Source organism: Bifidobacterium sp. ESL0745, assembly GCF_029433335.1.
Classification (GTDB): Bacteria; Actinomycetota; Actinomycetes; order Actinomycetales; family Bifidobacteriaceae; genus Bifidobacterium.
Window position 1 is genome coordinate 143,477 of the sequence record NZ_JAQTHX010000002.1, and the last position, 18,015, is coordinate 161,491.

Here is an 18,015-nt window from a genome sequence, read left to right on the forward strand (position 1 = left end):
GAAATTGGAATAATGAAGGAAACTCCGGGCAGGCACAAGGCGAAACGATCGCGGCTTGGCGGGGTTGCCGTCTTCCTTGTGGTCGCCCTTTCCGGCTTTCTTCTGATGACTAATATTCGCGTGAACAAGACCAGCGTGGTCTCTTCCGACACTGCGCAACTGGTCGAGCAGCGCGTCGCCCAGGTCGACAAGCTGCAGAAGCAGGTCAAATCACTTGGTTCGCAGATCAATACCCTCAACAAATACGCAGGCAAAGACACGCAGAAGGCCGGCACTTCGAGTGAGGACCCCGGCTCCGGCACCATGCTTCCGGCGGTGACCGGCCCCGGCATTTCGGTGACACTCAACGATTCGCCACTTTGGCAGCATATGGTCTCGGACTCCGGCTCGGCCTCGAATATCAACGATTACGTCATCCACCAGCAAGACATCGAGTCCGTGGTCAACGCGCTGTGGCACGGCGGCGCGGAGGCGATGATGATCCAAGACCAGCGCGTGCTCTACAACTCCGCGATCATCTGCAAAGGCAATATCCTGATGCTGCAGGGCAAGCAGTATTCGCCGCCTTACACCATTTCCGCCATCGGCCCCAGCGCAAAAATGCGCGATGCCTTGAACGATTCGAAAGCCATCCAGACCTATCAGGAATACGTCAGCGCGTTCGGCCTGGGTTGGAAGGTCGAGGACAAGGACACGTTGCGGTTCCCCGAAGCGCCGGTGCTGCAGACCCTGCGTTACGCAACGGTGATGAAAACCGATAATAAAGATGCCGAAGGCAAGGAAAGCGGCAATAAAGAATAAACGGAATAACAAAGTGGAAGTAATAGTAATAAGGACTGAAAGCAAAAGGGCTACAGAGCCGGATACAATTGGCAGTTAGCGGCCAGTAAAGTGATGCTGTAGCTTAAAAGCTTTGAACCATCACGGCGGTAAATGGTGGATTCGATACGAAACGCGAGATGACTTACATGGGTGATAACGGCGAATACAGGGGCGGTAGCCGACGCAAAGATGCCATTGAGCCGACCGACCTGGACGAGGCCTTCGACGATTTCGGCGTTCCTGACCCGCCTGCTGCGGATGACCAGCCGCACGTTATCCAGGTCGGCGTAACCCAGCCTTTCGCCAATCAATCTGGCACTGGTCAGCCAGCTGTCAATCGTTATTCTGCAGATGACCAGACGCAGGTTTTTCAGCCTATCGGGACGGCGTCGCAGGCTACAGGGACGACGGCGCAGGTTACGGGGCAAGGTTCGGCACAAAACGGCTTTTCTTGGCAAAATGGATTCGGCCAAAGCGCTTATAGACAAGGCGGGCAAGCCGCGCAGCCCAGGCGACTCGGGCAGAATACCTATGCGCAAGCCGGGCAAACCGCACAGGTAGGCCAAAACGCGTATGGACAGGACGGCCAAAGCGTACGGAACATACAGAACCTCCAGAACGTCCAGAACCAAAGTAATCAGAACGGGTTCAGTGCTGCTGCGAACGCCGGCATCAATTACGAGGGCATCACCGGCCCGGAAAACGGAAACGGAAGCACGGGCGACAGAGGCCGTAGCGGGGGCGGACGTGGTCGGCACGCCAACCACAAGGCAGACGGCAATTACAACAGCGACGGCAATGGGACGACGCAATCACACGGCGTGTGGACAGCACTCGGCATCCTCGCCGAAATCCTTTTCACCATCGCGGCCGTTTGCGCGCTATACATCGTATGGCAACTGTGGTGGACCGGCGTGCAATCGGAACACACGCAATACGAACAGAGCCAATCAGTGGCGTGGAGCGACCCGAGCAAATCCGGGAACTCAACCAACGGCGTCAATATCGCGAAAGCCCAAGACGGCACCCCTCCAATCCAGCCCAAAACCGCGAATACCGGCGACATGGTCGCGCAGATCTATATCCCCCGTTTCGGCGACCAATGGCAGCGCAACATTGTACAAGGCACCGATACGCCGCAGCTCAACACCCGCGGCATGGGCCACTATACAGCGTCCCAGATGCCCGGGGAGATGGGCAATTTCGCGGTGGCCGGACATCGCGACGGTTACGGGCAACCCTTGGGCGACATCGATAAGCTGCAGCCCGGCGACCCGATCATCTTGCGCACGCAGGATTATTGGTACGTCTTTACGTTTACCAGCTATAAAGTCGTAACGCCTGACCACGTGGAAGTGGTCGCGCCGAACCCCGAAAACCCGACGGCGTCGCCGACCAAGCGCATGATCACCCTGACCACCTGCACGCCGAAATACGCCACGCCGACGCATCGCTGGATCAGTTATGGCGAGTTCAAGTACTGGGCGAAGGTCTCCGACGGTGTTCCGCAGGAACTCACGCACACCGGGCAAAACGGGAAAGTCCAGTTCATCAACAACAAGCAGGAGTCCGTTTTCGCCAAACTTCCGTCGCTGGTTCCTATCATTATCGCAACATTGATTGTTTACCTCGTGCTGTTCATCGCTGCGGCAATCGCCTGGCGCTGGCCGCTTCGCCGTGCCATCAAAGAAGGCAGCGTCAAGAAGCCGGATCTAAGCATTTACGGCGGATTGACAAGGCTCCAGCCAGGAATCAAACCGATACGAATATTGCTGCTGCTATTGCTGCTCTTCGCAGTGGCATTGTCCATCATGCAATGGGCATGCCCGTGGGCCGCGGCCAACATTCCGATTCTCCATCAGATGTCGAACTATGTTGCGGTGACGAACTGAGGGGTGATTCTGGCAGCTTGCTGAATTGTGCTTGATGGGCTTGGTCGGTTGAGCCGTAAATCTAAACGTGAATGTATTACGTTTTATTTCTGCTGCTTTGCACAAGACATTTTGCCCAAAGACATTTTGCATTTGGTGATACATCAATTGCGGCTGATAGTACGATTTTCCGCCCTCAAATCAATGCCAACGCCTCAAGGTTCCCATAAGCACGACGCGATGTTAGAGTGATTTCATGACTCAAGAGAATACACAACAAAACAATGTCGATACCAAGGTGCGCGACGTCATCATCGTCGGCTCCGGCCCCGCAGGCTATACCGCGGCGATTTATCTGGGACGCGCCGGCTACAAGCCCCTTGTCATCGCTGGGGCCCTGACCCCCGGCGGCCAGCTTGTCAACACCACCGAGGTCGAGAACTACCCCGGCTTTCCGGACGGTGTGATGGGCCCTGACCTGATGGACAGCATGCAAAAGCAGGCCGAAAAATTCGGTGCGGAAATCGTTTTCGACGACGTGGTGTCCGTCGATTTCGGTGATGGCTCCGATAAAGCCGCATTGAAAAGCGTTACCTGCGATCAGGGCGACGTCTATAAGGCTCCGGCCATCGTGGTCACGACGGGTTCCAACGTGCGCAAGCTCGGTGTACCCGGCGAGAAGGAATATTCCGGCAAGGGCGTCTCATACTGCGCCACCTGCGACGGTTTCTTCTTCCGTGGCAAGCCCATCGTCGTGGTCGGCGGCGGAGACAGCGCCTTTACGGACGCCGAGTTCCTGACCCGGTTCGGCTCATCGGTTACCTTGATCCATCGTCGTGATGAATTCCGTGCGGCCAAGATCATGGTCGACCGGGCCAAAGCCAATGACAAGATGTCGTTCATGGTCAATTCTGTGGTCGATAAGATCAACGGCGAAGACGGCAGCGCCAAATCCGTCACCGTTCGTAACGTCAAAACCGGCGAAACCACCGAGGTACCAGCTGCTGGCGTGTTTGTGGCCATCGGCAACACTCCCGCCACCGAGTTCTTAGGCGGGGCTTTGAAGCTTGACGAGAAGGGCTATATCGAAGTGGACGGCGCTTCCACCCGCACTTCCCTACCGGGAGTTTTCGCCGCCGGTGACGTGGTTGACAGCGTTTATCGTCAGGCTGTTTCCGCAGCCGGCATGGGCTGCCGCGCCGCGCTTGATGCGCAGGATTACTTGGACGATATCAAGTAATCCAGGCCGCAAAGCCTAATCGACCGGTCGGTTCGAATGCAAATATATTTGCAGGTCTTAAACCGACCGGTTATTTTATATATTGAATCAGCTCATTGTCGACTTGTATTTATTCTCTTAACAAATAGATTAGTCAGACTGTTTATTTTCCTGATTGCACTGCTCTGCGATTTACCACGTCTGTAAATATATAAAGGCCATTTGGATATCATTGTCGATGAGTGAAATACGTTGAGATATACACATAAAACCCGAGGAACCGGAATATAAACATCAATAGAGTCTGCTAGGAATCAGCACATGAGGCACATACTCAGCAGAGAAAGCAGACGCCCACTTTAGAATACAGGCCGAAATGTGTGTCCAAAATCAACGCTAGGACATTGCAGGGCATCAGAACAAGGGATCAGAATCTCCTCATCCAGATTTTAACGGCTTTTATTCTATATGACAAAATACGTTGAAGACTATTTCAAAGGCACATTTTAACCGTTATCCCCCCGCACTTCAGTGACGTTTCTACCCAATGTTCAAGGTATCTAGAAGTTCAAGTGGAAAGCTGCGCATCTTCATACTTGAACTTTTGACAGGAACACTCAACTTAAAATGCTGTATTACTTTAAACAATGACCATATTCGCCTATTGTTTGAAGCTTTTGCACCCTACTCCATTTATACCCAGCCGTTTTGCTTTTTATTTTCCTGTTCAGGTACCAACAAGTTGACGATACGATCCATATCTTCCGGAGAGGAAAAGACAATTTCGATACGGCCGTGTTGTTTGCTGCCCTTGATGGCAACCTTGGTATCGAATCGATTCTCAAGCGTGTGCTGAATCGGCGACTGTTCCCAAGGATTGTTTTTCTTGGCTTTTTGCTTTTTGCCACCGTCAGTCCCATTGGTTTTCATTGCCACGATTTCTTCGGTGCTGCGTACCGAAAGACCTTCTGCAATGATGCGGTTGGCCAGCTTCTCCATCTCTTCCTCATTGGGAAGACCAAGCAAAGCCCTTGCATGGCCCGCTGAAAGCACGCCGGCAGCAACCTTCTTTTGTACCGATGGCGGTAGATTGAGCAGGCGCAACGTATTGGCAATCTGCGAACGAGACTTGGAAACGGACTTCGAAAGCTGCTCCTGAGTAAGTCCGAAATCCTCCATCATCTGCTGGTAGGCTGCTGATTCCTCAAGAGGATTCAGGGCGACACGATGCAGATTTTCCAGCAAGGCATCACGAAGCATCTGATTGTCGGAGGTTGTTTTCACAATGGCAGGAATCGATTTCAATCCGGCCAGATGCGCTGCACGCCAACGCCGCTCCCCCATAATCAGTTCGTATTCGCTGTCCATGTTTTGCTGGGCATGTTTGCTGACGACGCCTGTATCAGTAGCCTCGACTCGGTGGACAGCCTTCTGATTTGCTGGACGCTTGCGAACAACCACTGGTTGCAGTACTCCGACTTCCTTTAAGGAGGCTGCAAGCTCTTTGAGCTCGTCTTCATCAAAAATGGTTCTTGGCTGGTTTGCGTTCGGACCTATCTTATCAAGGTCCAGCTCAACCAAATATCCGCCTTCGACGGGCTTCAACGCATCGGCGCCAAATCGTTTAGGTTCGCTTTCTTCGACATTTTTTTTAACCGACGGTTCAACTGAATTGCCGCTGTTGCCACTTATATCGGCAGAAAGTTTCGAACTATTCTTAAGGCCAGTACCATCAGAACTTTTCTCGTCCTCCACCGTACTGCCAAAGAACAGATCACTAGGATGCGCCATTCCTTCTTTCAGTGAAGGCATAGTCAGGCGCCTCCTGGACTCTTTGGGCGATGTTTCACGTGAAACATCTTTTTTCTGAGCGGCATCCTTTTTCTGAGCCTTGTTTTTTACAGAAACTACTTTAGGAGTCTGCTTGGAATCCTTTATGGTTGCAGAGGCCACCTTTTTGGATGTTTCACGTGAAACATTCTTATATCGATTGTCGTCTGACGATTTTGAGGAAGCATCATCAGGTTTTCTCTTTGATGCCAATGTTTCACGTGAAACATTCTTTGAAGAACTTGCAGTTGCCTTCGGTGTTATAGGCTTAGACTTTGAGCTCGTTGAAGGAGTTGCTTTTTCGGCCTCGCCTGGCAAAGCAGGGAATAATGCACCAAGGCCTTTTCCTAAACGCGACTTCGATGCCATATCACTTACTCCTCTGCTTTCTGTCTTGTATAGTCTTCAACACCTGAGGTGATCTTCTCGCAATTTCCAGCGCAGCCTCACGGTATGAAACCGCGCCCATGCCTCGTGGGTCATATTCGATAACTGTTTTCCCGAAACTGGGCGCTTCAGAAATCTTTACCGACCTTGGAATTGTTGTCTGCAGCACGATATCGGGATAGTGCTCACTTACCTGATCAAATACCTCTTTGCTCAACAACGTACGTTTATCGAACATGGTTACCAGCATTGTGGAAACAAGCAACGCGGGATTATAGTGCTCCTGAACCAATCCAATGGTCTGAATAAGCTGCCCCAAGCCTTCGAGCGCATAATATTCGGCCTGTATTGGAATCAACACTTCATTGACTGCGCACATCGCATTAATCACCAAAAGCCCCAAACTAGGTGGACAATCGATGATGACATAGTCATAATGCAGTTTCGACGATCCTACGAACTTTTCCAAAGCTTCCCGGAGCAAATCATTTCTATTGCCCAAATCCGCCACTTCTAGTTCAGCGCCACTTAGGTCAATCGACGATGGGACCACATCCATTGTTTTGAATGAGGATGAAACTCGTTTCACTTCTTCTATGCTTTTCCTGCCTTCGAGCACATCATAGACAGACAACTCTCCACTATTATGTTTCACTCCAAGAGCCGTAGATGCATTGCCCTGGGGATCCATGTCAATAACTAAGACTCGCTGTTTTGCCAGCGCTAATGCTGCAGCCAAATTCACAGTAGTCGTGGTTTTCCCAACACCACCTTTTTGGTTGGCAACAGCGATGTATCGAGTTTCTTTTGGCTTGGGGAAACGCACACTATTAAGAGCGTCATACCGAGAGGAAACTTCAGCCATTTCGGAACCTAAAGAATTGCCCTTGTTTCCAAAAATACGTCTGATTGTTTCAGAGGCAGATTCCATATCCATCAACTCCCTACGACTCTCCGCCGTGAATCACAGACTGTGGGATCGACACAGCAAATTCTTGTTCCAGTTCTTCTAGTTTCGTCATTCGTATGGACAGATTTATCCTCTACAAACTTATCCACAACTATGTGTATAAATGTGCGTAACTTTTGTGGACAACTCGTTACGCTCGAAAATTTGTTCGTATAATCGTTGGAATTTCAATAAATGTGAAGTCTCTGCTAAAAACATATAAATTGTGGATAACTTTTGGAGGCCATTGAAAATGTGGATAAGTCTGGTCCCATCGGTTGTTTCACGTGAAACAATTTCACATTGATTCATCGATTCATAATTTCACAGAATCACCTGGACACAGTTTCAATTTCATAAAACAGAACTATGAAAACTTTATGTGTCCGTTTTAATCAAAATTGTTTCACGTGAAACAATCAAAAGCATCATCACATGATTTGATGATCTTTCAATAGAAAGAAAATGATGAAAAACTAACTAACTTTCATCCTTGAAGACACCACGAGCAATTATTCATGGATAGTCAGCCTGCGGGGTATCGGCCAAAATGTGTGTCCAAAATTAGCTCTAAGGCATTGAGGGAGTAGCGAAAAACGGGTTCGAATCGCTGCGCCCCTATCTTAAACAGCTTTTATGCCATATGAATGCCAGAACGCCTTGAAACCTATGTTCGACACACATTTTGGCCGCAATCCCGAGCCTGCAGCTTGTCTGCGATTTAGCTATTCAATCCCATTGCTATAAACAAGAATATGATATTAAAAATCAGGGTTTGATTTTGAAAGCAGGCATCATCTTGAACAATTTAACAAAAGTAGGCTACAACCTGATCTGCCAAAAGACCACAGCTGAATAGAAAAAAGCCGGGGTCATTGAGAGTCTGAAACCAGGGAAGCAAATATCCAACTTTGAGCGACGATTATGACAATAGGAAAGGAAAGTTTAAAAAATAAGGAAAATATTAATTCTTAAAAGCTTGAAAGACTTTCGACTGAACGTTTAAGTTTTTAATCGGTTTCTAATTTGAGTAGTGAAGGCAAGTTAAATCATAAGGATAAAATAATTGAAAATGTGCACGTCAACTACAAAAGACTTTAGCACTATCAATTTATCAAAAAAGGGAATGTTTCACGTGAAACATTCCCCAGAATGAACGTTAGAGTTTATTTTTTATCGACAATAACCACATGCGTAGGTTCAAAGCCTTCAGCTATTGGAGCCTCAAGAACCTGCGGGTTACGACCACCATGCTTCTGAATCTCTTTGGCAGCTTTGCGCACTTCAGCAGGAGCCGAACGACCTTTGAGCGCAATAAGCTGACCACCGTGCTTCAGCAATGGCAAAGTCCAACCACTGAGTTTGGTCATAGGTGCTACTGCTCGGCAAGTAACGACGGCAAACGGATGAGCACCCTTATCATGTTTCAGTTGTTGAATACATTCCTCAGCCCTTGCACGCAATACGATGACATTATTCAGTTCCAACTCATCCACACATTCATGAAGCCATTCGGCTCTCCGCTCCATTGGTTCAATAAGAGTTACCTCATGGTCAGGTAGGCAAGCAGCCACTACGATACCGGGAAATCCACCGCCACTACCCAGGTCAGCGACCGTCTTAAATCGATCGCCATCGGTAGAGGATTCGATAAACGGAACGATCGCAGCTGAGTTGAGGATATGTCGTTCCCAGATAATGTCAACATCGCGTGGACCGATAATTCCACGTTCCTCACCCTCATTGGCGAGCTTGTCCTTAAACACTTTCATCTTAGGAAAGACATCGCCGAACAAATCGCTCAGCAGCAATGATTGTTCCAGTTCTTCATCGGTATGTATCTGTACGTCCATCTCATCCCTTGCCTCATCAGAAATCAATTACTAAATTTATCAGAGGCAATGCACATATAAATATAACGAAGGGGTTACGGCCAATCTAATGGCCATAACCCCTTAAGCAACGGATCTAGTTGAACGTTAATTCCAGAACTCGCAAATCCTCAGAATCATCGATCTTCGTCGATATCATCCTCTTCTTCTTCATCCTCTTCTTCGTCGACCTCTTCTACATCATCTGAATCATCACGATCATCGGCAGGTTCGCCGTCATCGTCTTCGGAATCCGGAGCATCCTCGTCGACCTCAACCACATCGACGATTGTTTCACGTGAAACATTTTCACGTTCAGTGTCTTCGATATCGTCATCTTCATCCTCATCCAGATCGTCGCTGGAAGAATTCGGCTTGAGATAAATGGTGACATAACGATGCGGCTCTTCCCCATGCGAACGAGACTTAAGCCCCTCTTCACGAACCAAATCGTGGACTACCTTGCGCTCAAAAGAGTTCATCGGATCAAGGTTGGCGGGTTCACCAGTTTCACGAACCTCATCAATGACATCAAGCGCCAAATCGCGGAGGTGCTGGCGACGTTTCTTCAGATAGCCATCGACGTCAAGAATCAAGCGCGACCGTTCACCGGTCTTCTCTTGGACGGCCAAACGGGTCAGCAATTGTAATGCATCTACAACTTCACCCTTATGACCGATGAGGTGCTTGATGTCTTCGTCGTCATCGGCCACAATCTGAACGGTGGGACGGCCATTGCGTACACCCATCTCGATATCACCTTCGTAGTCTGCAATATCAAGCAACCCCTCAAGATAGTCAGCGGCGATGTCAGCTTCGTCATTGAGCTGTTCGACCGTCTTTTCTTCATCACGCGACATATTCAACTCCTTTACCCGACTTACTGTCCTTAAGTCTAAACCATACCCGACCCCGGATCGCACATGTAATACACAAGTCACATACGATCCGAAGCCGGTCCTTCACCACTTACTTTTTCTTCTTGCGCTTGCGCTTTGGCTGCTCGCGCTGGAAGCCGTGCTCCTCACGACGCTTGGCTTCTTCCTGGGCATTGTGCAGGGCTTCTTCCTCAAGCGACATTTCGCCCGCTTTTTCGCGACGTCTGTTCTCTTTGGTATGGTCGCGCTTGATTTTTTCGGTCTCGGCCGGGGAACCTGGAGTTGGAAACTCGTGCACCTGCCAGATGGAACGCAGCATGTTGCAGATGTTGTTCGTCAGCCAGTAGACAAGCACGGCAAACGGCATGGAGATTGCGGAGAAGATGTACATCAGCGGGAAGACCCAGGTCATGATCTGCTGCATCCTGTACTGCTGGCCTTCCATGGAGGCGGCGGGCAGGTTCTTGCGCATGTTGTTGAACTGCATGTACCACATCGCCGCGCACATCAGGAAGGTGAAGATGCCGATGATGATCTTGCCAGAGGTATCGGCCATGCCGAACGTGTTGGAAATCTTCAGGCCGAAGAGATGCGTATCAGCGAATTCCGCCGCGGTCGCCTTGTCGAAAGCGCCAAGCTTGCCGCGCGAACCGTGGGCGATGTATGGAATAGCCGAAAGCATGTAGAACATGCACATGAAGACCGGGCCCTGGATGACCATTGGCAGGCAGGAACCCATCGGGTTGACCTTGTTGTCCGAGTAAAGCTTCTGGGTCTCGCGGGCCATGGCCTCTTTGCTGGCCTGGTCGTTATGGCCCTTGTACTTCTTCTGGATATGCATCAGCTTTGGCTGCAAGGCTTGCATTTTCGCCATGCCGCGCATCTGCTTGATGTACATCGGCAGGATGATGGCGTGCACGACGAGCACGAGGAAGACAATGGCGAGGATCCACGAAGTGCCCTTTGAGGACATGCCGAGGATGGTCATGAACTTGTGGAACCAGTACATGATCTCGGTCATCACCCATTCGACAGGGGTCAGAATCTTGTAAACCCAGCCGAAGATCCCTTGATCGAGAAGGAAGTGGTTGTAGTCCGGATTAGTAATGAAGTGCATTAGGCCGTCTCCTTAACGTCTGAGACCAATGGGGTCAGTCGTGGCTCTTCGTGAGCCTTGGACCAGGAAAATCTATAGAAAATCGAATAGTGCTGGGGCACGTCGTCGATACCGCCGTTGCTCCACGGGCGGCAGCGCAGAAGCCGCAGGATGGCAAGCAACCCGCCGCGGACGGCGCCGTAACGAGTGACCGCTTGAATCGCGTAGTTGGAGCAGGACGGATAGTACTTGCAGCACGGCGGGTTTCCAGCGGAAATATGGACCTGATACCAGTGCACCGCGGCAAGCATCGCACGAGCGATAACCGAACGGGATTTACCACTTTCAAAGGTCGGCATCCTTGTTCCGGCGACGACAACCGTACTTGCCACCTGAGAAGAAGCCGCTTGGTCAGCATCGTCGTTCAGCGCCATGGGTTTGCAAGTCTCATCCTTCAAATCCATCTGATCGGCCTCACTCGTTTCCTTGACTGTTACCACCCGGTCGAATTTCTTGAAAGCACGAGAGGCATCCAGTATCGGCCGAGCTTTTGATACGGTTACGGCAGTCATGATTGGCCGCCTTCGCTATCAGGCCGATTCGGCATTGGTTTTACGCCATCTTGTCCCGGCCGCAGCTTGCCGTTTTGTGCCGCCTTGCGATTCACCGCCGTAAACAACGCTGCAACCTGCTTGTCAAGCGAGGAAAAATCGGCGCGGGCCGCACTCGGCTTGGCACGCATTACGATATCGCAATGTTGCGGCAGACGGTCTTCGTAAGCCCTGGCCAGAACACGGAAACGACGTTTCACATGGTTGCGCATCACCGCGTTGCCGACGTTTTTTGACACGGCAAGCCCTAGACGCCGACCCGACATATGCTGCCGAACGGCTTCTGCGGATACGGAAACACCCGTAGCTCCCATAGCCTCGCCTGTCGATTCTGCCTGTGCCTTGACGGCATGCCGGCCATCAACGTTGCTGCAACAAGAATCGTCGCACACCAAGAAATGCACGACGATATCCTTTTCAGTTACTTTTCTGCGACGCTTCAGCACCTGGACAAAATCACGATGGCTTTTCAGCCGATCCATGCCCTTTCGCCGATTGATCAGACAGCGAGGTTCTTGCGGCCCTTGGAACGGCGACGGTTAAGCACCGCGCGGCCGGCGCGGGTACGCATGCGAGCGCGGAATCCGTGCTTCATGTGGCGACGGCGGTTATTCGGTTGGAATGTCCTCTTCATAATATGCTCCCGGTAGTTTTTAGCCATGCAAAGACATGGCTCCTCATGAGTCAAGCTCTACCAAATTACTCTCACCCCTAGTCCCAAGTCAAACCAAACGGATTTCACCGGTTAAAATGTGGATAACTTTTCGGGGATTTTCACATTTCGCTACAGCCTTTATAAATGCCGATAACGCTTGGCATTGCACCGTTTATCACGCGTAAGTTATCCACAAATTACATTTGTGTTATTCACAATTCAATGTTTCCAACACGCAAGACGGTGGATAACTTTTCTACAGGTCGGAGTACATATAGGTTATTGCATCGCGGAAGTCAGCAGTGTGGTGCCACATTGAATTGAGACTGGCGCGATGGTAAGGCATCGTTGCCGGAAACATACGTAAGAACCTAGGAAAGAGCCACCATGGCAGATGAGTCGAATGACCCGATAACCCAAGCCATACGGATTTGGGACGATGCCCTTGCGGTATTGCGTCAGGACACTTCAATCACCCCGCGCAGCAAAGGCTGGCTTGAAGGCGTGAAGCCCGAAGGCGTGTTCGGACCGACCATCGTATTATGCGTGGCCAACACCGCCACCCAGCAGGCGCTGCAGGGCGAACTCAACCATGCCCTGCTCGGCGCGCTGAAGCTGGCGACCGGCCACGATATGTTCCCCGCCTTTAAAATCGCGGAGCCAGGTTCAAACGATTCGATGACACCGGACGAAAACTCCGACAACAGTCCCATGACGACCAACCAGAACACCCCTTCCCAAGCGTCCGAAGGCTTCCAAAGCCGGTCCATGAATCCCGCTCAAATGAACGTAACCGGTTCCAATGCCGACGAAACGGACAAGAACGGCAACAGACAACAGTTCGGCGGCGCCGCAAACCAGCACTACCCCTACATGCAAGGACGCCCTGATACGGCGGAATACACGGGGGAAATGAATCAGGCACAGGCAAACGCGCAGGCCGATTCCAGCCAACGCAATCCTTCTTACAATGGCTACCCGGAATATCCGAACAATACCAAGAGCGCGCAGGCATCGCAGCTTTCGTTCGACGAATCGGATTATCCGGAATCGCAAGAGACTTTCAGTAATACAAACGGACATGGAAAAACATTCGGGGACCAAACGGGGCAACCGCTGAATCAAAGCGCCTCACAGCCATACACGCAATCTCAATACGAACGTCAGTACCGCGACACCGATTTCAAGGCGCAACCCGGTAATGGTGGCGAGCGCAACGACGGATTGCGTGGTCAGGACTTTACAAGCGCAAGGACATTCCCGCAGACGGCGACGTTCCCGAATGCAACGGCTTATCAGGAGGAAACCGCTTTCGCTGATTCGCGATCTTCCTCGCAACCGCAAAAGCGCCGGAATAATCCGAATTTCGAAGGCGGCGTCGGCAACCGGCAACGTACAACGACCCCGGTCTCGCAGAAACCACAATCCACAGCATCTGGACAGGCATCTTCGCAACCGCTTCCCCAGTCTGTCCCGCCCTTTGAAGTGGATGATCAGAAGACCGCGCGCGACCCTGAAACACACCTCAACAAAAACGCGACCTTCGATACCTTCGTTCCCGGAGACTCCAACCGTTTCGCGCGAACCGTAGCGCTGGCGGTGGCCGAGGGCAGCGGCAAAGACTTCAACCCGCTGTGTATCTATGGCGGCTCGGGGCTGGGCAAAACCCACCTCCTGAACGCCATCGGCAATTACGCGCTCGTCAAGGACAGCACCCTGAAGGTGCGCTACGTGACCAGCGAGGAATTCACCAACGAGTTCATCGAGGCGCTGCAGACCCCGAACCAGAGCCAGGGGCAGATCGCCGCGTTCAATCGCCGCTACCGTGAGGTCGATGTGTTGCTGATCGACGACATCCAGTTCCTGGGCGGCAAGGAAGCTACGCTCGAGCAGTTCTTCCACACGTTTAATGCGCTCTATCAGGCCGGCAAGCGCATCGTGATCGCCTCGGATGTCGCACCCAAGAATCTCAAAGGCTTCGAAGCGCGTCTGATCTCACGCTTCGAATCGGGCCTTACCGTCGACGTCAAGCCGCCGGATCTCGAGACCCGCATCGCCATCCTGCGCATGATGGCCTCGATGAACCACTCCAACATTCCCAACGACGTGCTCGACCTCATCGCCGAGCGCTTCACGGAGAACATCCGCGAGCTCGAAGGGGCTTTGACGCGCGTGACCGCGGTGGCATCACTCAGCAACCAGCCGGTTTCGCGTGCTTTGGCCGAGCAGACCCTGCAGGACTTCTTCACCACGGACGTCGAGATCAAGCCGACCGACATCATCGGCCAGGTGGCCAAGTACTTCCACCTCACGTTTGACGACCTCGTGGGCCGCGCGCGCACCAAAAACGTTGCGTTGGCACGGCAGATCGCCATGTATCTGGCCCGCGAGATGACCAGCATGAGCCTGGTGGACATCGGCGAGGTCTTCGGCGGGCGTGATCACACCACTGTAATGCACGCCTATACCCGCATCTCTAATGAGATGCAGGAAAAGCAGGAGATTTACAACTATGTTATGGAGCTGACGGTGCGGTTGAAGCAGCATCCGGAAGGCTGAAATCTCATCCAAGCGACGAATTTGCACATTTTTCGTCTTATCCACTACACGACACACCGGTTGTGGAAAGAATTTTTTGAAAATTTATCCACATAGTTATTCACAAATGGGGGTAAACTCGGCGAATAAGTCGTGGATACCCCCAGAAAACACAGTGGAAAAGTCGTGGATGACTTTCAAAATCGTGTGGACAAAAAAATGACGAAGCTACGATGGTGGATAACTTGGCGCTTTATCCACAATTCTTCGCTTAGTTATCCACATAGCCTCATGCTGTGGATAACGCTGTTCGTAAGCCATTTTGAAGGTTATCCACATATTCACCATGCTTATTATCCTGATTACTAAAGCAAACTTACGTCTCATCATGGTAAGCAAAGCGAACAAGTTGAATCTGTATCTTGTGAACAAAAGAAGCAACTAGAATAGAACTCAGTTATCAACCAAAGTAGGAGCGTTATGAAAGTCGAAATCAACTCCACCGCACTTGCGGACGCAGTTGCCTGGACTACCCGCGTCATCGATGCACGGCCAGCCAACCCGATTCTCGCCGGCATCAAGCTCGAAGCCGCCGATGGAATCTTGCAACTTTCCGCATTCAACTACGAGATTTCCGCTCGCCACCATATCGAGGCAGGTGTCGACGAAGCCGGAAAAGTGCTGGTCCAGGGCAAGCTACTGGCCGATATCACCAAGGCATTGCCCCAGGAAAAAACCTATCTTTCCACCACGGACACCACGTTGACCATCACTTCCGGCAAGTCAACGTTCAATTTGCAGCTCATGCCTGAATCGGAATATCCGGATTTGCCCGAAGCCCCGGCGATGCTGGGTCAGGTCGACGCGCCGACTTTCGTTCAGGCGGTTTCGCAGGCTTCGGTCGCCGTTTCGCACGAGGAAAATCGCCCGGTTCTGACTGGCGTGCGTATCCAGTTCAACGGCGAGAAAGTCGTAATGACTTCGACCGATCGCTTCCGCCTTTCCCGTTCCAGCTTCACCTGGACTCCGCAGGACAGCAACCTTGAAACCGAAACGTTGGTTCGTGGCTCGCTGCTACGCGATGTAGCCCGTGCCGTCGACGAACATCAGAACGTGGTCATCGATTTCAACCCGGAAAGTCCGTCGTTGCTTGGTTTTGAGAATGCCGGACGCGTCTCGACCTCGCAATTGATTGACGGCGAATTCCCGGCGGTCGATCGTCTTTTCGCCGACGAATACCCGATCGAGGCCGTTATCTCCAAGGAAGCGCTGCTCGGCGCCATCAAGCGTGTGGCTTTGGTCGCGGAACGTAATGCACCGATTCGTATGGTATTCGAAGGCCAGGGTCTGACACTTTCAGCCGGAACCGCCGATGAATCCCAGGCCAAGGAAGTGCTCGATATCGATATGGATGGCGAAAACATCACTGTTGCTTTCAATCCGTCGTATCTGATTGAAGGATTGAGCGCGATTACCGAGCCGTTCGTACGTATGAAGATGACCACCGCTGTCAAGCCGGTCGAATTCAACGGCCAGCAGGAAGCCGATTCGGACGAATCGATGGATTATCGTTATCTGTTGGTGCCGATGCGGTTTAACTGATTTTCAAGCGTATGGAATTTATCTTACGGTGTTTATTATTTTTAATTTACATCGTAAGATATTTTTCGTTTTGTACTGTTCCGCGGGTTCGGTATCGGCCTGAAAATGATGAATAACAACGATGACAAAGTAAGGGGTTCGCGTGTATATCTCACGGCTGGCGCTTGACCATTTTCGGTCGTGGCCGCATCTTGTCGTGGATTTCACGCCTGGGGTGACCATTCTCAAAGGTGCGAATGGGCTTGGGAAGACCAACATCGTTGAAGCCATCGAAGTGCTTTCCACCGGTTCCAGCCACCGCACCTCCAGCTCGCTGCCGCTGATCGAACGCGGCGAAGTCAAAGCCACGATTCGTGCCAATGTCAATGAAGGCGGCAACGACGATAATGCCGAAATTACCGATATAACGCCGGAAAACGACGGCATTCAAAACGTTGCAAGTGCTGCCAATTTGCCAATCAATAAGGATACTGAAAACGTCGCGGAATCGGGCGGTGAGAATTCGGAAAGTGCGGCGTCGGCTGGTGGTGCCATATCTCAGGAAAGTGTTGAAAATAGCAATCGTTCTACAGATAACGACGTTCGTGAGACCACGTATGAAGTGACCATTGCAGCACGGGGAGCCAACCGCGGGCGTATCAATGGTGGTAGTTCCCTTTATATGCGCGATATTGTCGGCAAAGTGCCGAGCGTTTCGTTTACGCCTGACGATCAGCGGCTGGTGGCGGGTGACCCGTCTGGAAGACGCGGGTTCCTTGACCAGGCCGGATCGTTGCTGGTTCCCGGCTATGCGACAAACCTTTCCAATGCCAATAAAATAGCCAAGCAGCGTGCCGCACTGTTGAAGCAACTTGGGCAACGCAGTGAACCGGTGGATGCGCAGAATGCAGCACTGAACGGCCTGGAAATATGGACGGGGCAGTTCATTGCGGTCGGTGTCGCCCTGACCCGTGCCCGCGCCGGTCTCATTGAACGACTGGCTGATCCATTCTCGCAAATTTACGATGAATTGGCAGGTAAACCGCAGCATGCGGGACTTTCCTACGCGCCTTCGTTTGAGGAAGTGCTTGACTTTGACCAGCCCGAACCGGAAATCAGCAAGCATTATCAACGTCTTTATGCCGGCGAGATAGCGCGTGGACGTAATCTGATCGGCCCGCACCGCGATGATATGACCTTGACGCTCGACGGAATGCCGGCCCGTGAGTTCGCTTCCAACGGCGAGATGTGGACCATGGCGCTTGCCCTGAAAATGGCACTGTTCAACGAGATTGCGGAGGCCCAGCAAGTCAAGCCTATTGTTATTTTGGATGATGTTTTCGCGCAGCTCGATGAGACTCGTCGTCGGCAGATCTTCGATTTCGCAATGCAACAGGATCAGGTGCTTATTACCGTGGCAGCGGCCGGCGATATTCCCATGGATGCCGCTATAGCCGGCAAGGCCGCTATCATCGACGTCGCCGAACTCAAGGCCGACGCGCAGGATGAGAACGCCGATCTGGTGGCGCAATTGCAAGCTGTACGGGAGGATAAAATGGCTGGCGTTGCTGATGGCAATGCTACGGATGGCCGAAAATCCGGCAAATTGAATGGCGCTGACATTAATCTAAAGGCCGCCGGTGCCATAGAAGATAGGAATGTTATCAACAGTCGGCGAAGTACTATCTCTGATAATAATAAAAGTAA

11 protein-coding genes and 3 pseudogenes are annotated in these 18,015 nt (G+C 51.6%); 6 read left to right on the top strand and 8 right to left on the bottom strand.

Annotated elements, in window-relative coordinates; all coding sequences use genetic code 11:
- Positions 1-12: 12 nt before the first annotated feature.
- The 3 genes from PT275_RS07520 (at position 13) to trxB (ending at position 3,933) form a co-directional block, all read left to right on the top strand.
- A complete protein-coding gene (locus PT275_RS07520) occupies positions 13-801 on the top strand; it encodes a DUF881 domain-containing protein (protein WP_277153776.1) in 789 nt (262 codons plus the stop codon).
- 842 nt (positions 802-1,643) lie between these two features.
- On the top strand, positions 1,644-2,714 hold the full coding sequence (locus PT275_RS07525; RefSeq protein WP_277153881.1) for a class E sortase: 1,071 nt from the start codon (positions 1,644-1,646) through the stop codon (positions 2,712-2,714).
- A gap of 235 nt (positions 2,715-2,949) precedes the next feature.
- On the top strand, positions 2,950-3,933 hold the full coding sequence (gene trxB / locus PT275_RS07530; protein WP_277153777.1) for a thioredoxin-disulfide reductase: 984 nt from the start codon (positions 2,950-2,952) through the stop codon (positions 3,931-3,933).
- 672 nt (positions 3,934-4,605) lie between these two features.
- Here trxB and PT275_RS07535 read toward each other — a convergent pair.
- The 8 genes and pseudogenes from PT275_RS07535 to rpmH all read right to left on the bottom strand — a co-directional run bounded on the left by PT275_RS07535 (position 4,606) and on the right by rpmH (position 12,168).
- Positions 4,606-6,111: a ParB/RepB/Spo0J family partition protein gene (locus PT275_RS07535; RefSeq protein WP_277153778.1), complete on the bottom strand. Its 1,506-nt coding sequence runs from the start codon at positions 6,109-6,111 to the stop codon at positions 4,606-4,608.
- Between the two features lies 1 nt (position 6,112).
- A complete protein-coding gene (locus PT275_RS07540) occupies positions 6,113-7,060 on the bottom strand; it encodes a ParA family protein (RefSeq protein WP_277153882.1) in 948 nt (315 codons plus the stop codon).
- A 1,184-nt stretch (positions 7,061-8,244) separates the two neighbouring features.
- Positions 8,245-8,931 (bottom strand): 16S rRNA (guanine(527)-N(7))-methyltransferase RsmG, encoded by a 687-nt coding sequence (gene rsmG / locus PT275_RS07545; RefSeq protein WP_277153883.1) that lies wholly within the window; start codon positions 8,929-8,931, stop codon positions 8,245-8,247.
- A 341-nt stretch (positions 8,932-9,272) separates the two neighbouring features.
- Positions 9,273-9,809 (bottom strand): annotated as a pseudogene (locus tag PT275_RS07550) (R3H domain-containing nucleic acid-binding protein); the annotation flags it as partial.
- 109 nt (positions 9,810-9,918) lie between these two features.
- Positions 9,919-10,944: a membrane protein insertase YidC gene (yidC, locus tag PT275_RS07555; protein ID WP_277153780.1), complete on the bottom strand. Its 1,026-nt coding sequence runs from the start codon at positions 10,942-10,944 to the stop codon at positions 9,919-9,921.
- Positions 10,944-11,234 (bottom strand): membrane protein insertion efficiency factor YidD, encoded by a 291-nt coding sequence (gene yidD / locus PT275_RS07560; protein ID WP_277153884.1) that lies wholly within the window; start codon positions 11,232-11,234, stop codon positions 10,944-10,946. The genes yidC and yidD overlap by 1 nt, the downstream gene beginning before the upstream one ends.
- A gap of 338 nt (positions 11,235-11,572) precedes the next feature.
- Positions 11,573-12,016, bottom strand: a pseudogene (rnpA, locus tag PT275_RS07565) (ribonuclease P protein component); the annotation flags it as partial.
- A gap of 17 nt (positions 12,017-12,033) precedes the next feature.
- Positions 12,034-12,168, bottom strand: a complete 135-nt coding sequence (gene rpmH / locus PT275_RS07570) for a 50S ribosomal protein L34 (RefSeq protein WP_277153781.1) — start codon at positions 12,166-12,168, stop codon at positions 12,034-12,036.
- A 408-nt stretch (positions 12,169-12,576) separates the two neighbouring features.
- On the opposite strand from rpmH, the gene dnaA reads away from it, so the two are divergent.
- From dnaA to recF, 3 genes and pseudogenes are all read left to right on the top strand, one after another.
- Positions 12,577-14,748, top strand: coding sequence for a chromosomal replication initiator protein DnaA (gene dnaA, locus PT275_RS07575; protein ID WP_277153782.1), 2,172 nt, complete (start codon positions 12,577-12,579; stop codon positions 14,746-14,748).
- Positions 14,749-15,207: 459 nt separating this feature from the next.
- Entirely contained in the window at positions 15,208-16,329 is a 1,122-nt protein-coding gene (gene dnaN, locus PT275_RS07580) for a DNA polymerase III subunit beta (RefSeq protein WP_277153783.1), read from the top strand.
- 142 nt (positions 16,330-16,471) lie between these two features.
- Positions 16,472-17,746: pseudogene (recF, locus tag PT275_RS07585) on the top strand (DNA replication and repair protein RecF); the annotation flags it as partial.
- Positions 17,747-18,015 lie beyond the last annotated feature (269 nt).